The sequence below is a fragment of the Kordiimonas lipolytica genome (assembly GCF_001550065.1).
This window is the reverse complement of the sequence record NZ_LRUB01000014.1, coordinates 1-15,400: the sequence shown is the minus strand read 5'-3', so window position 1 is coordinate 15,400 and position 15,400 is coordinate 1. Positions and strand designations below refer to the sequence as shown.

Annotated in this window: 12 protein-coding genes and 1 other annotated feature; of the genes, 4 read left to right on the top strand and 8 right to left on the bottom strand. The window is 51.7% G+C overall.

Translation table 11 applies throughout. The features are described 5' to 3' along the window. The 3 genes from KORM41_RS22185 to KORM41_RS07615 all read right to left on the bottom strand — a co-directional run. Positions 1-2,004, bottom strand: a 2,004-nt coding sequence (locus KORM41_RS22185; protein WP_269448968.1) for a calcium-binding protein, incomplete at its 3' end; no start/stop codon positions are given. Between the two features lie 138 nt (positions 2,005-2,142). Further along, positions 2,143-2,946, bottom strand: coding sequence for an anti-sigma factor family protein (locus KORM41_RS07620; RefSeq protein ID WP_068147010.1), 804 nt, complete (start codon positions 2,944-2,946; stop codon positions 2,143-2,145). A gap of 1 nt (position 2,947) precedes the next feature. Further along, positions 2,948-3,511, bottom strand: coding sequence for an RNA polymerase sigma factor (locus KORM41_RS07615; RefSeq protein ID WP_231727206.1), 564 nt, complete (start codon positions 3,509-3,511; stop codon positions 2,948-2,950). A 234-nt stretch (positions 3,512-3,745) separates the two neighbouring features. Here KORM41_RS07615 and KORM41_RS07610 point away from each other — a divergent pair, with 234 nt between their 5' ends. Beyond that, a complete protein-coding gene (locus KORM41_RS07610) occupies positions 3,746-5,761 on the top strand; it encodes a S8 family serine peptidase (RefSeq protein ID WP_068147004.1) in 2,016 nt (671 codons plus the stop codon). A gap of 36 nt (positions 5,762-5,797) precedes the next feature. Continuing rightward, positions 5,798-6,718, top strand: coding sequence for a porin family protein (locus KORM41_RS07605; protein ID WP_068147000.1), 921 nt, complete (start codon positions 5,798-5,800; stop codon positions 6,716-6,718). Between the two features lie 139 nt (positions 6,719-6,857). On the opposite strand, the gene KORM41_RS07600 is transcribed toward KORM41_RS07605, so the two are convergent. Next, positions 6,858-7,064 (bottom strand): hypothetical protein, encoded by a 207-nt coding sequence (locus tag KORM41_RS07600; protein ID WP_068146997.1) that lies wholly within the window; start codon positions 7,062-7,064, stop codon positions 6,858-6,860. 117 nt (positions 7,065-7,181) lie between these two features. Here KORM41_RS07600 and KORM41_RS07595 point away from each other — a divergent pair, with 117 nt between their 5' ends. Continuing rightward, positions 7,182-7,514, top strand: a complete 333-nt coding sequence (locus KORM41_RS07595) for a hypothetical protein (protein WP_068146994.1) — start codon at positions 7,182-7,184, stop codon at positions 7,512-7,514. A 157-nt stretch (positions 7,515-7,671) separates the two neighbouring features. Here the strand turns inward: KORM41_RS07595 and KORM41_RS07590 are convergent, their stop codons facing one another. The 4 genes from KORM41_RS07590 to KORM41_RS07570 form a co-directional block, all read right to left on the bottom strand. Beyond that, positions 7,672-7,953, bottom strand: coding sequence for a helix-turn-helix domain-containing protein (locus KORM41_RS07590; protein ID WP_068146991.1), 282 nt, complete (start codon positions 7,951-7,953; stop codon positions 7,672-7,674). 675 nt (positions 7,954-8,628) lie between these two features. Then, positions 8,629-9,366 carry a hypothetical protein gene (locus KORM41_RS07580; protein WP_068146985.1) on the bottom strand — a complete coding sequence of 246 codons (738 nt, stop codon included), beginning with the start codon at positions 9,364-9,366 and terminating at the stop codon, positions 8,629-8,631. Beyond that, a complete protein-coding gene (locus tag KORM41_RS07575; protein ID WP_231727205.1) occupies positions 9,356-12,622 on the bottom strand; it encodes a VPA1269 family protein in 3,267 nt (1,088 codons plus the stop codon). Before KORM41_RS07575 ends, KORM41_RS07580 begins: the two co-directional genes overlap by 11 nt. Before the next feature lie 8 nt (positions 12,623-12,630). After that, on the bottom strand, positions 12,631-13,722 hold the full coding sequence (locus KORM41_RS07570; protein WP_231727204.1) for a site-specific integrase: 1,092 nt from the start codon (positions 13,720-13,722) through the stop codon (positions 12,631-12,633). 410 nt (positions 13,723-14,132) lie between these two features. Here KORM41_RS07570 and KORM41_RS07560 point away from each other — a divergent pair. Further along, positions 14,133-15,361, top strand: a protein-coding gene (locus KORM41_RS07560) for an IS3 family transposase (protein WP_156431930.1) whose coding sequence is annotated in 2 segments (ribosomal slippage) — positions 14,133-14,421 and positions 14,421-15,361 — 1,230 coding nt in all. Because the reading frame shifts where the segments join, the coding sequence is not laid out codon by codon here. Continuing rightward, positions 14,414-14,530 (top strand) — a sequence feature (AL1L pseudoknot). Its footprint overlaps the gene before it by 117 nt. Positions 15,362-15,400: the final 39 nt, after the last annotated feature.

The window sequence follows — 15,400 nt, the reverse complement described above, 5'->3', positions numbered from 1 at the left end:
CGCGGTGTCGAAATCGTCCACAACATCATTGCCGTGATTGTTGCCGAAGAAGAAGGTGTCCGCACCATCACCGCCGATCAGCAGGTCATTGCCAGCGCCGCCGAACAGTTGGTCGATGCCGTCACCGCCGTCAACCGTGTCATCACCGGCCCCGCCAAAGAGCGTGTCGTTGCCGTCGTCGCCGCTGATGTCGTCATTACCGTTTGACGCGAAGATATTATCGTCGCCGTCACCGCCTTCGATTTCATCTTCACCGTCATCCTTGCCGGCATAGACAACATCGTTGCCGCCGCCAGAGACGATCCGGTCGTCGCCGTCGCCGCCGCCGATCACATCGTCGCCGTTGGCACCGTAAACCTGGTCGTCGCCGCTGCCTGACCAAAGACTGTTGCTGGCGCCGCCGTTGGTGTTTGCCTCACCGTCGTCGAACAGACCGTCACCATCAGCATCGTGCCAGCTGCCGGCTATGACCACATCGTCACCGTCGCCGCCGTAGATTGTGTCATCGCCATCGTCGCCGATACCGTCGTTGTTGAAGTCATCGCCGACAAGGAAGTCGTTGCCTGCGCCGCCGCCAACAATATCGTTGCCGCTGCCGCCTGCGAAGCTGTCGTCGTCATCATCGTCAGCGCCGGCGAAGATTTCATCGTCGTCGTCGCCTCCGTCGATTGTGTCCTTGCCTGACCCGCCGGTCATGAAGTCATTGCCGCCGTTGCCCTTGAGGTTGTCGTTGCCGTTACCGCCCTTGACGCGCTGTGCGGAATCGTCGCCCTCGTGGTCGTCATCCTCGTCGCCACCCTCAAAGTCGTCGTCGTCCAGCTCATTATCGTCGTCGTCAAACTCGAAATATTCCGCGGACAGGTCTTCCAGGTTGGTGTTCTGAAGTGTCAGCGTTTCACCGTTGCCCAACTGAATGACCACGCTTGAGCCGACCTGGCTTGATGCAGCCAGCATTTCTTCGAAGCTGCCGAAGGCGTCGCAGTCATCAAGGTCGATCCGGTCGCCTTCGGCGCCGTTGAAATCGGTCAACACGTCGGATGAGTTCGAGTCGAATTCAAACTCGTCGGCACCTGCGCCGCCCGTTACCGTATCATCGCCGTCGCCACCGTCGATTTCATCATCGCCGTTGCCGCCAGACAGGATATCGGCGCCGTCGCCGCCCTTGATCTCATCGTCGTTGTCACCGCCGTCGAGGACGTCGGCGCCGTTACCGCCTTTGATTTCGTCTTCGCCAGCACCGCCTGAAATGGTGTCGTTGCCGTTTTCACCCTTCAGTTCGTCATGGCCTTCGCCGCCGATCAACTTGTCATTGCCGTCGCCGCCCTTGATTTCATCATCGCCAAGGCCGCCGTCCAGCGTGTCGTCGCCGTCGAAGCCCCGCTGTTCATCATCGTCGTCAGAGCCAAGGATGTCGTCGTCATCTTCGTCGTCGTCCTCGTCCTCGTCCTCTTCATCTTCATCGTCTTCTTCGTCTTCCTCATCGCCTTCCTCGTCGTCGGAAGCATCGTCGTCGTCGATTTCGTCTTCAGAGTCCTCATCGTCTTCTTCGTCTTCAGAGTCGTCCGCATCTTCGGCGTCATCATCTTCTTCATCAGCAACGTCAGCAGCGGCAAAGCGGAAGGAAGAAGCATCAAGATCAGAGAGGGAAGCACCCTGGAGCGTCAGCGTGTCGCCGCCTGGCAGGGCGATAACCACGCCGCCGCCAGAGTCGCTGGAAATGGCCAGCAGATCATCAATGGAATTAATGGTTTCATATTTGCGGAGGTCGACAACATCGCCCTCGCCGGGGTTGAAATCGGTAACGACATCATTACCGCCTCCCCGGATTTTGAAGCGGTCGGCACCGCTGCCGCCAGTGAGGGTGTCGCTGCCGGAGCCGTCTTCCAGTTCATCGTTTCCTGCGCCACCCATCAGCACGTCGTTACCAGCCAGGCCTTCCAACTCATCATTGTTGGCGGTGCCTGTCAGCGTATCGTTGCCGCTTGTTCCAATAAAATCTGTCATGTCCGTTCTCCAGATGAAAAAATCAATGCGTTATCTGGTTAACGGGATAGGAGGAGGGTTTATTCCATTGAAATGAATATTTTTTTGGAAAAACTGAAAAAGCTTAGAAAATTCAGGGTTTTGAAGCCCCTGAAGGCCTCAATCCCAGTTGCCAGTGATGGCTTTTTCTTCGTCGCTCTGGCTAAGGGCGTCGCCTTCCATCATGGACATGATCATGCTGCCGATGGGGTCGGTTGTGGCATCAGATGCAGTGACGAACATCCCATCGTTTGCAGGGGCGACTGCATCTGTCGCGACCACGGCCTTGATGCGCCAGCCACCGTTCTTTCTGCAGGCGATGCCATGTTGCGCGCTATTTGGCGCAGCGGTTGAAAACTCCCGGCAGAATGTCCCATCCGCAGTGCGGAAAGTGGTCAGGGGCATTGCTGCTGCCTGATCTTCAGAGCCGAAACGGACGGCCTGATGGCTGGCCGAGCTTTCAAGCGCTTGATAAAGCGGCGACTGGGGGCTTACCTGGCCCATGGCATAGTCGGTGATGCCACTGCTTTGTGGCATGCCGCCTGTGGACGTGAGGTTCCCGGCGCCAAAGCCGATGAACAAGGCGACCGAAGCCGCAATGGCCTGCGGCACGAACGGACGCTTCCAGAAAGACCTTGAGGCCTGCTCCGGTTGTTTCAGCGTAACCAGATTGTCAGGTCTTTCGGTTTTCTGATGTGCCAGCTTGCGTGCCAGATCATCAACAAGCGCCATCGTGTCCGGGCGGGCTGCCCGCTTCGGGGTGCCTGCCAGGCTGTCAGCGAGAAGGGCATCGGCTGCTCGCATTTTGTCAAGCTGGTCCCGCAGGGCAGGGGAACGCGCCAGCTCGTCTTCGATTGCCCTGGACTTGGTCGGCGAAAGTTCGCCGTCCATGTAGGCCATCAGGTCTGTATCTTCAATCTTCATGTTATCTCTCCCGTCCTCTACCGAACGGCACCACGTTCTCGTTTTGCTGACGCGCTTTTGCGGACAGCTCCGTGAGTTTGGACCGGGCCCTGGCTAGCCTGCTCATTACCGTACCGACAGGTAGCGACAATTGATCCGCCGCTTCCCTGTATGAATATCCTTCAACAACAACCAGCAGCAGGATTTCCCGGTGGTCCTCCTGCATCTGCGACAGAAGGGTTCCCAGTTCGGAAAGCCCGACCGCTGCTGTGGCTTGATTTTCTCCATCGATCCAGGGCTCATCCTTCGGGTTTTCCGGTTTGTCGGTTTCGCCGCGGACCTTCCGGGATCTGATTTCATCCAGCCAAAGGTTCTTTGCTATGCGAAAAAGCCATCTATCCAGATCGGTTCCCTGTGTGAACTGATCGAACTTGGTGAGGGCTCTTTCGATCGTTGAATGCAGCAGGTCTTCACCGTCATGAAGTGTCCCTGTCAGTGAGACCGCATAACGCCTCAGCCTTGGCAGCAGAGCCACCAATTCTTCACGCCATTCGTTGGCAGGGTCATGTTTCATAACTGCGTTCATCACCTTGGTAACGGTAAGCAAGCGGAGTTTATTCCCACTTTTTTAATTTTTTTCAATTTATTATGGCACAGAAAGCGGTTTCCTGCGCGTGTGAGTGTTAATCGGGGTTTATCTACTCAGTAGGGAATAAAATTGTGTGCTTACGCGTTTTCTTAATAGAATGGCGTTAAACGTCACCTGATACAGCGCGTTTGCGCTGTAAATTCGGCCCCCAAACACCTGGAGAACGGGATAATGAATTATAGGCACCTGACATTGCTGTGCGGCTTTAGCGCGCTTGTTGTGTCACAGGTGGCTTTTGCCTTCCCCGATGTCTCCCAGATACCTGACGCGCGCCCTTCTGGGCGTACTTCCGCATATGTGGAAAGTGCCTTGTTCGCTTACTTCGGCCCTGAAGAGGATGAAGCGGAAGACCAGGCTGAAGATGAAGCCGAGGAAGAGGCCGAAGAGGAAGCTGAAGCACAAGCGGAAGCGGAAGCAGAAGCACAGGCTGAGGAAGAGGCTGAAAAGCAGGCGGAAGAGGAAGCTGAAGATCAGGCCGAGGAGGAAGCTGAGGCACAAGCGGAAGCGGAAGCAGAAGCCCAGGCAGAAGCGGAAGCAGAAGCACAGGCCGAGGAAGAGGCTGAAAAGCAGGCTGAAGAGGAAGCCGAGGACCAGGCCGAAGCGGAGGCTGAGGCGCAGGCTGAGGAAGAAGCGGAAAAGCAGGCGGAAGAGGAAGCTGAAGCGCAGGCTGAAGAGGAAGCCGAGCAACAGGCCGAAGAGGAAGCGGAAAAGCAGGCCGAAGAAGAGGCCGAAGAAGAGGCCGAAGAGGAAGCAGAAGAACAAGCCGAGGAAGAGGCGGAAGAAGAGGCCGAAGAGGAAGCAGAAGAACAAGCCGAGGAAGAGGCGGAAGCGCGAGCTGAAGAGGCTGAAGAATCGGCAGAGGACGCACTGGAAGCGGCCGAGGATTTCTCACGGTTCGACGATGATGACGACCACGAAGGCCACAGGGAAGACGAGTTTGATGACGACGATATAGTCGAACGCCTGAACGCCGTTGAAGGTCGTGACAGGGATGCCCGGCTTGACACGCAGATTGATGATGACAGGGAGGCCCGTGTCCAGAGGTTGTCTGGCGCGGACCATAGGGCCGTAGAGGCCATCGTGGCAGAACGCGAGATGTTTGAGATTGAAGAAGAACTCGGCGCGACTTTTGTCGCAGACGAAGTGCTTCTGCTTGCTGAACGTGAAGCCGCAGAGGCGATAGACCTGTCGTCGTTTGAAGACCGCAACGTGGAATATCTGGCTGGTCTCGACATGGTTCTTGTGCGTGCTGGCAGGTCTGGCGCCCCGGAACTGCAGCGCGACATTGATGATTTGACGGCGGCCCTTGAAGGCGGTGCTGTGGACCGCAACCACCTTTATGTGTCGGAAAACTCTGTCGGCCCGGACATGGCCGCAACATCTTCTCCGGCCAGCATGGCCAGGGCCCTGGGCTTTGACGCCCATGCCGTTCCAGGGCTGGTGATCGGGCTGATCGATACGGCAGTCGACACAAGCCACCCATTGTTCCCGACAGAATCGATCATTGCCCGGGACTTTGTCAGCTATGATGCGCCCAGGCCGCAAGAGCACGGCACGGCAGTGGCCAGTATCATGGTTGGCCAGGGGCAACAGGACCCGTTCGGGCTTCTTCCGGGGGCGACCCTATATTCCGCAAGCGTTTTCCTGGAGACGGGCACGGGGCACAAGGTTGCGACCGCGGAAAGTCTTGTGCGAGCGCTTGACTGGATGCTGCAGAAAGAGGTTGCGGTGGTGAACATGAGCCTTTCTGGTCCAAGGAACCAGCTTCTGGAAATTGCAGTCCGCCGGTCGATAGAACGCGGCATGACAATCGTTGCCGCTGTTGGAAACGCCGGTCCGGGGGCGGCGCCCCTCTATCCCGCAGCGATTGAACCGGTCGTGGCCGTTACGGCTGTTGACGGTGAAGGCCGTGTGTTCCTGCGCGCCAACAGGGGGCAGCATGTAGACCTGTCCGCGCCGGGTGTGGCAGTTTTCACCGGCGATGCGGCAGGAAAATACAAGGCCAACACCGGTACTTCGATCGCATCGCCATTTGTGGCGGCCATGCTGGCACGGCTGGCGTCGGAAGAATATCAGGGTGAAGTCACAACAGCATTTGAGGCCATCAAGGCCCAGGCCACGGACCTTGGCAAGCCGGGGTTTGATGAAGTCTACGGCTATGGTCTCGCCAGAACACACTCAGAATAAGAACACATTCAGATTAAAAGGGCTCAGGGAATAATTATGTGGAACGCGCGCGAAGTCGTACAATGGGTTGTGCTTGCAGGGGCTTGTTCGCTGGCAACTGCCGGTGCAGCGAAGGCGGAAAACAGCCTGGAAATCGACCTCGAGGTTGGGGGCGAATATAACGACAACGTCACCATCGATTCCATCGATAGCACCAGCCGCCAAGGCGACAGCCTGTTACGTATCAATGGCGCCATCGGCGCACAGGTGTTTGAGAAAGGCGATACAAGCCTGAGCGGTCGATACAGCTTCTTCCAAAGCGTGTATCAGGACCTTTCAAACTTCGATCTGCAGATCCACGGCCTGTCCGCCCGCCTGAAAAGCAAGGTGGGCAAGGTGAATGTCGGCGGTAGCTACCGGTATGACCACATCCGGCTGGACGGCGCAGCATTTCTGGGCGTCCATTCGGTGGGCCCCGATATCGGATTGCTGATCGCCAAGAAAACCTATCTGACCGCCAGTTACCAGTTCAGGCAGCAGACCTTCGCAGACCCATTGCGGTCAGAACGGAACGCGGATCGGCACAGCGCCGATGCCAAGCTATATTTCCTGCTGGACGGCACCAAGAACATCACAACAGGCTACCGCATCAGTCGCCAGACTGCCGAGATCGACAGCTTGTCCTACTGGGGGCATACCTTTGACGCAGGCTACAAGCATCCGTTCAAGCTTGGCAGCAAAGAAGCCACCTTCAGGCTTCGCTATCAGTACCGCCAGAAAGACTATACCGGCTTCGACGCGGCGATTGGCGATGAACGCCAGGACAAGCGCCATACTGCCAGGGTGAGCCTGGAGATTCCCCTGACTGAAAAGCTGGAACTGGGGGCTGAATATAAATATGTGTCTTCAATATCCAACCTGCCGGTCGCGGACTATACGGGCAACTCGGTCCGGGCATCCTTGAGCTGGTCGTTCTAATCCGCCTAGCGACAGCTTTGGGTCAAAAGCGGACTCTTTGCTAGGAGCTTTTAGCCGTCTGCTTCTGTCGCCTAAGCCGTCACAGCGCAAATTCGTGCTGGGCAGTTACGCCTAATCAAGTAGTATCAGCGGTGAAAGCTTAAGGGTGTTGATCATTTCTCTGGTCTTCACCAGTACAGATTTTTCGTTTTAGTTTCTGAGTATATCGCGTTGTGAACATTTGGGCATAGACATGAGCAGGACCTTCAAGTTCCCATCCTTCTGCGACTAGCGAGTCGATTAAGTCGTCAATCCCCTCATATTCCTTATTTCGCCATTCAATCGTCTTGTATTCATATTTTGTCAACTTGCTTCTCCTGCCTTTGTATCGGACACTCTAGCAAAAGTTTAAGAAAAGCTGGAGCGGCCTGCTTCTGAGGTCAAAAGAGTTTCAATTTGATTTTGACCGCTGTGGAGGATTTTGGTGAACCAACATGCATCATTCAAGGTATTGCTGTCCAAGTATGCTCACCAGTTGGGTATGAGCGAAGCTGAGTTCATGGAAAACATACTTTGTCAATGTACTCCAGAAGATGGCTGGTCACAAAAACAGCTGGAGTATCTCTACGAATTAGATGAGTGCCTCAGATTTATGCGTGATTGGTATGATGAACCTTCAGAAATTTGGACTTGGTTTTTGGAGCAGCCGATCTCGGCATTTGGCGGGGAAACGCCCCGAAATGTTTTTCTTGGACCTAGCGGCCCCAATAAACTTAAGGTCTACTTGGCTGGAATTAATGATGGCGGTTTCGCTTGAATACAGCTGGCTCTGTGTGTTTTGGGGATTTCGGCAAACATATTGACACAATCCAGCCGGCTTACCTTTGATTTGAACGGGAAGTTGTTTCCTCCCCCGCTTTAACCTTGGGGCGATACTCGCTTCAAATGATGCTTGTCGCCTAAGGGGGCAAAGGTTAAGAATTGCTTGGTTGTATTGACGTACTATCCATTTTGAGGCGAATGCTCTCAATCGCAGTATTAATGTCCAAACCAATAATCTCTGAGAGTTTTATAAACTCAATCACGTCCAGCCTACGTTCTCCTGATTCGATTTTGGAGATATCCGCTTGAACAAGCCCCATATGTTCGGCAACAGCTGTTTGAGGTAGATTGGCTTTTTCCCGAGCTTCCTTCAGCATTTTTTGCAATTGCTGTTGGCCTGGTGTCCGTAATGATTTTCGAGATCCTGCTGCCATCGGTATGGGCTCCTTTCCCACACCTAGTACTTCTTCTTGTTGGATATTCGATTTTCGAATAGTATGGTTCTAACGGGGTCCTGGATTCGGAGATTATTAAGGTGGGTTATAGTCTTGAGCGTGTAAGTGATGGTGCTGGAGATGCCGGGCCAATGTCTCTGTTGTTGAAAATGAAATCAGATGGAACGGTTGTTACTGAAGACGGGAAACCAAAAGTAGGTTTTCATGTCCGTGTTGGTGCGCCCTATACAAGGAGTTACGAAGCACGCGATTATTGGACAACGACTGTGGTCCAGGAAATCCTTGAAGAGGCTGAAGGGTACGTAAAGTTTCGAACTCGCAACTCTGTATACGTATGGCGGGCAAGGTAGAGTTGGGCGAATGGCACCCCTGGATTTTAGATCATCCACAGTAACCAAAGATACTCTGCATATCGTGATCACAAATGCCGCTCTCCAGCATGGATCTGCGAGGGTGCAGGAGATGATTGACTCTTTCCTGGAGGTTGCCACGGAGGCAGGAGTAACTTTTTTAGGTAGATCTGCAATGCAGCAGAAGGTCGAGCAGGTTAGGCAATACCTTAACGACAGCGCATGAACTTTCTATTTGCTCTTGCAAATTAGCTCTGAACCAATGTTTGGTTGCTCTGTGACAAAGCTTCTTAGCTGTTTGGGGCTAAATGATCGGTTTCAGCGACGCCCTTAGTGCTTCAATTTCGTCTGCATGGACAAGAGCTTGGTTTCCTGAAATTCCCCCTTTGACGCGCGACCCGTCAAACTTTAGATCAAAACGCTCCAAAACGTCTTCATCAGTTAGTCGCCCTAACAAGTTTCGCAGGCTGTCTAAATGATCAGGCAATGAAATTTGGTCTTTGTTTTTTGCCTCGTTTCTCGAGTTGGAGCCTTCTCCTTTTAGTTCTTCGAGTGAAATCGCAAGACTTGGGAATTTGCTTAGCTGCCTCTTCAGGAGGCGGAGTTCCTTAATAGCGTCAAGACCTTCTTGAATTTGAACTGCAATGAAATTTCGGTCTTCAAATGAATGTATCTGAGCCAAGATATTGCTGATTTTGATGGAGGCTCTTGAACTACCTTTTTTTACTGGTATGCGATTTAGGCGCTCATCTTCGCGCGCTGAAATATACTGGCGCATTAGTGGGTTGCGATTAACACTTGATCGACTTGGGCCACACAGATTTAGCTGCAATCTTGCAAGCTCAACAGTGGACGTGTTGATTTTCTGCGGTAAGGTGAACCTGTGCCCAAAGCGCTTTTTGAATTCTTTTGCAGCTTTTCCGGTTTCAATTCGATCACAGATGTCCTTGAGGCCATCTAATTGTTTCCGTTTCAGTTTGTGGTTTGGGTAGCGGTCCAAATCTGAAATCATCGATGTTAAGAGCTTCTCGCTAAGCATCATTGTTGGCACCTCCGAATAAACTAGGTCGTTCTAGCATAGTGTGCATTTGATCGAATTGGCTTTTCAGTGTAGGCAAATCTGTAATTTTGTATTCACCGGTAATCAGTTGTTCGACGTAGGGAGACTCAGAGATTAAGGAGCAAAGTGAGTTCATTGCCTCGCAATTCTCTTGATCCGTTAGTTTGAAGAATAATTCTTCCATATTGTTCTGGCGCGCGATTTTTTTCAAAATCTCATTCCGGCGCATTACGATCGAATCTGGGACTTCGTGGTCGGCGTCGAAATGTAGGCTCGCCCCTGAAATGACGTTTTGAAACAGTGTGAAGTCGTTTACCTCCTTGTGAATGAGCTTTAGAGGTGCTTGATCTCGTATGACTAATGCTCCTTGCTCTTTGTTTTTGATTTGCAGGCACTTCACAATGGTCCAAAACTCTGTTGTGACTTCTTTGAAGAGATGGTCCCTCTCTCTCTCAAGCCTTTCTGCCTCAAGCCGCAACTTATACGCTCGGTGCTGCTCTCCATTTTGCTCAAACTCTTCAGACTTAGCGCGGATTTTTTGTTCTGATGATATTGAAACTTTACATTCCGCAATCAAAGAGTTGTATCGCCAAACCAGGCCGGAAAGGAAAGCTGGTCCAGTTATGCGGAATCGACACGATGAACACGCTCGTGGCCTGAAAACGTTTGCATGCTGACTTTGTGGTGTTGTTGGGTGCGCAGAACAGTCAGCACCGGGGCAGATGCCGTGCGCAAAGATGTCAGGAGACAGTCGCCGTTTAACCAATTCCCTAAGTGCAATATTGGCATCTTCAGTTTCTAGGCTTGTATTCCCAATTGCTTCAAATATTTGGGCGGCAACTTGTTCTGGGCGGTCATCGCTTTCTAGGCTTTGTCTAACTTTTCTGCCAAAGTGTCGATGTGTCTCATTGATTGCATTGACAACATCCGTGGTATTTGGCGAGTCATAATAGAAAGTCATAAGTATTGACTTATGCCCCACCAGCGAAGCCACGATCTGTGGCGAAAGGCCTTTTTCCAGCCATACGGTAATGTTGGTTACGCGTATTGCGTGGATATTCCAGCGTGGGGCTCCGTCGACGAGAAATGCCCCTTTTCTACCTGTTTTCTCAAGGTATAGGTTTTCACAGTGCACCAGCAAGTTATGCCAGTAGCTGTCAAGCATACCCGCCGACACAGTCTTTATTCTACCTTTGTTTTTGGGGTCGCGAAACAGTGGGTATGTCTCTAGGAACATGTCGGCATTGCCGCCTTGTACTTCCCGGTTTTTCATTATTTTCAATGGGCCGGTGATAGGAAAATATCTAATCTGCCACTCTCGCATAGCCTCGAGAAATTTGGCGGTTTCTGGATCAATGTATGGAACCTGATAAGGGCCAGTTTTTGAGTCGATGAAGTGTAAACCTAATACGTCGCGTCCATCTGAAATTGTGGGGGCTGCAAAACTCCTAAGCACTCCTTCCTGACGGTCAGTTGAAGCTATCAGCAGTTGGTTCTCATCACTCTCACCTTTGTGATTAACAAGGTAGCCATCGCCTTCACCACTATCTATATGCCGGGCATCAGAGGACCTCGCACCTGATGTGAGGATGAAGTCGAGCAAGGTCGGCACGGCTGGGAAAAAGATATTCCGACGCATTTCAACCGAAGGATCAAATACGCTTCGGCAGTATAGCGGACTCCCCAATCGAGAGTGTCGGAGAGACCGGGCAAATGCAAAATCATCTTTGCGGTTCTCCGCCAGTATAAAATCATATAGCTCCCGTGGAATGGAATCGCGTACCGTTTTCGCATGCTTGACATACTTATGTCCAAAAGTGTCGATGCTTCTACTTATTGGGAATGCAGGCAGGTCTAAGTTATACATAGAATCTGCAAGTTTGATGGCCTTTTCGAGGTCGCGGATTGCCTGCTCTTTGACGCCGCTAGATAAGGGTGTCGTTGTAAGAAACTGCATAAAGGTGAAGCTTGGTGATCCCAACTTTATGTGCAGATTTCTGTCCAACTCCGAAAAGTCCCTAGGAAACTCTTCTCCCTCCTCGTTCTTTAGCTTGAGGAGGTATATCAGCCAAAGATGCACGCTTCGCTTATATGTTTCTAGAGTTTTCCGTTTGAGCTTGGGCGCAATCTCTCGAAACATCATTGCCCAGTGTTTCAGTTCCTCAGGAAATGCCTTTGGGCAGGGGAAACCAGCAAGTTTTTCAAACGTTCTGTATTTGGAAGTTTCGGGCGAAATGACCCACGAAAACAAGCCCCCAGAATAAGCGGAGTTTAGTCTTGCACTGCCACCAAAATAATCACCATGAACGACCTCGTTAGGCGGAACAGAGAAAAAATGCCCAATTTCAGAGTGTATGCGGTTTAGAAGGCTGTAATTATGTTTCTTATTCACCTCTGTTGCGTTCTTAGTTTTTTTGAATTCGAAAAGTGATTGGTAAAATTCCTGCGGGTTTGCTGACTTGAGAAAGTCCGGGGTCAAGAGAAGGCTCCTGAGCGTCAGCTGTGGAACATCTTTGCTTATGCTCCTAGTTGCCTTGATTGCATGACTAAGAAGCGGGTGTCTGTCGGCGGCTAACAGGTGAAAGAATATGAAGCCGCGAAAAGGGTTGAAACCATTCCGCAGGTAATGACTCCCTTCCAAAGTGTCGGCGCTTGACCAAGTTGCATGTCCCTCCGAAAAGAGGAACAGTGCAATCCAGATTGGTGCAAGATTGACACGATGCTCTTTGGGAGAGATAGAGGAATTGTGTTGAAGGGATCTATCGAGAGTTTGTTGAAACGAGGCTGGATTGTCGGTTGAGTTTTCTAGCTCGCGAAAGTCGAGAAAGTATTGCTGCGACCAAATTCTCGACTCAAAAATTTCATAGTTGGAAAGTATGTCGTTGAGCAACGCTCGTTGTTCAGAAAGGTCCAAATTCTGAATCACCTGCACCATGTTGATGTTGCTTGCCTTGAGGCGCCGCATCGGTGTGCCTTTGACGGTCTTGGGGAGTATCCCAAAGTTATTCATGTTTTCTGAAATTTTGAGTGTTTGAAAGAAGCGCAGTTTAGACGCGTGTTCTGATGTGAAACCAAATGCTACCTGATCCGGCAGTCGGCTGAGTTTAGGAACAAGGTGCCAATAGAAGCCTGACGCTTCGAGCCCATCTCGAGTAAGAGATAGTCCAGCCTTCAGTGCATCAAAGATTCGCTTTTTACCCTTCGCGAGAGTAACTTGAGCATTTGATATGTCGCGCAAAACTATCATTATTTTGATTCCAAATCTAAGGATGACAATTGCTGACTGACTGAAGCAATAAGGCTGCCATACCTCAATTGGCTTTCCAGTTTAGTGTGACCCAGCATGTGCTGAATTGTTCGCGGTGAAAGGCCTAACTTGGTTGCATTTGCGACAAAGTGATGCCTTAGAGCATGAATGTTTCGGTTCTCTTGGTGAGCCGTTAAGCCAACTCTTTGAACTGCGCGGACCCAAGCTCTTTCGACGTTTGAGATTGTTGTGGGCTTGCCAAACGCTTTGTGATTTCTCCTTGAAATATTGCAGAAAAAGTACGGATGAAACGCGCTCGTTCTATATGTCTGAAGGTGCTCTTTGATCTCGTTAACTGCCGCATTGAACTGCATCAGCATTTTTTGGGGGGCGACGAAAAATACGGGGGCAAAGCCAAGCATGTGGAGTGGTCGTGTGCCTTTCCATCCTGCATAATAATATGTGTTGTTGGGTAGCCTATTGCGAGGTGTCAACTGGTAGCGACTAGCTAGATGTTCGATTCGGGTTTTGCTCTTGTCGCCAAAGCTACCCAAGAATCGCGAATGAGACGGATGACATCTCAGAACCAGTGGCATTGAAGATGGAAACTCTGATATTTCAGCCCAATCTGATGAGGGTCTGATGTCTATTTGCCAAAAATGCAATGGTTCTGAGCGCCTTAGCCCCCCGTAACCATAAAGAATGAATAATGACTTGAAGACTGGATTGGGTTCTCGGTTGATGATCTCTTCCAGATCTGCAGAGCTGATGGCTCGTTCCGTCCTGGAAAGGTCAGGTTTGGGAAGGGGGCGGAGCAGAGAAGGAAGTTTGATCGTTTTTTTCTCGAAGATTTTGTCCCAATGTTCACGTTGAGTGTTTAAGTGGAAAAGGAAGTCTGCGGCTGATCTGGCCTTATAAGCGTTGTTAATGAAACTGGTTTTTTTCATTTTTGTTGAAGCGGCTCGAAAGTTGGTGTGCCCCAGTTCTTGTTCGCAATAATCGAAAAAGTTTATGATTTCAGTGAATTCTATGCGGGCGGTAGCCTCACTAACTGGCTGCCACTTCAGCGCCATCCATTCTTCAGCGTCCATCGTGAGCGTGCCAGATATTCTGACCAGGCAATATATGGCAAGAAGTCTGGATAGTAAGAAGTCGTCTGCGATTTCGTTGACTGAGCAAATATCAAATATATTGATTAGCCGTTGGACTGTTCTGGCAATGCTTCTAGCCTTTGTCGCGGAGATACTTCCGCATTGTAGGCGGAAGTATAGATAGTCTGAAAGTTCCCAGTAAATACCTTGCTGCTTTCCGTTGAGAATGAACAACACAGGCACTTGAATTGGTGACACATTTTTCAGGTGAATGCTCATTAGAGGCAATAGTGTTAGGGATGTTGTTCTCATGCCATCCTCAGAAGAACCTGTTATAAAATATAAGTATAGGCTGCATGAACCGCCCCGGGATTGCCGGAGGCTCCAACTTCTGAGTAAAAGGAGCCATTATGAGCAAGACCACGAACAAATTTTCACCTGAAGTCCGCGACCGTGCGGTCCGCATGGTATTTTCCCATGAGGGCGATTATCCGTCCCGTTGGGCAGCGATTGTATCCATCTCCAGCAAGATTGGCTGTGTCCCTCAGACCCTGAACGAATGGGTCAAGAAAGCAGAGGTGGACAGCGGCCAGCGGGCTGGTATGCCGACCGAGGTTGCCGACAAGCTGAAGGCCCTTGAACGGGAGAACCGGGAACTGAGGCAAGCCAACGAGATCTTGCGCAAGGCATCGGCTTATTTTGCCCAGGCGGAGCTCGACCGCCCACTGAGACGTTGATCAGTTTTATCGACGAGCACCGGGACCTGTATGGGGTCGAGCCGATCTGTCGTTTGCTGCAGATCGCCCCATCCACATACCACCACCATCTGGCCTGTCGCCGTGACCCGTCACTTCTGTCTGCACGGGCACAGCGCGATATGGCACTGAAGCCGGAGATTGCCCGTGTCTTTGAGGAGAACTTTCTGGTCTACGGTGTCCGCAAAATATGGCGTCAACTCGGCCGTGAAGGCTTTCATGTGGCCCGCTGCACAGTCGAGCGTCTGATGCGCGAGATGGGGCTACAAGGCGCCATTCGAGGCAAGCCTGTTCGCACCACCTTTAGCGACAAGTCAGCCCCTTGTCCACTTGACCAAGTGAACCGCGAGTTCCATGCCCCGGCACCCAACATGTTGTGGGTGTCTGACTTCACTTATGTCGCCACATGGCAGGGCTTTGTTTATGTAGCTTTTGTCATTGATGTGTTTGCCAGGCGCATCGTTGGCTGGCGGGTCAGCAGGACGGCACATACGGGCTTTGTGCTGGACGCACTTGAACAGGCTCTGCATGACCGCAGGCCAGCAAGAAAAGGCGGGCTTATCCATCACAGTGACCGGGGCAGCCAGTATGTCTCGATCCGATACACCGAACGCTTGGCAGAAGATGGTATCGAACCATCGGTTGGCAGCGTCGGGGACAGTTACGACAACGCACTCGCCGAGACGATCAACGGGCTCTACAAGGCCGAAGTCATCCATCGGCGAGGGCCGTGGCGGTCATTTGAGATGGTTGAATTTGCGACGCTTGAATGGGTCGACTGGTTCAATCATCGACGCCTGCTGGAGCCAATCGGCAACATTCCACCTGCCGAGGCTGAGAGAAATTACTACGCCATGCTGGACGAACGCCCCATGGCCGCTTAACTTAAACCAACCTGCCTCCGACAATCCCGGGGCGGTTCA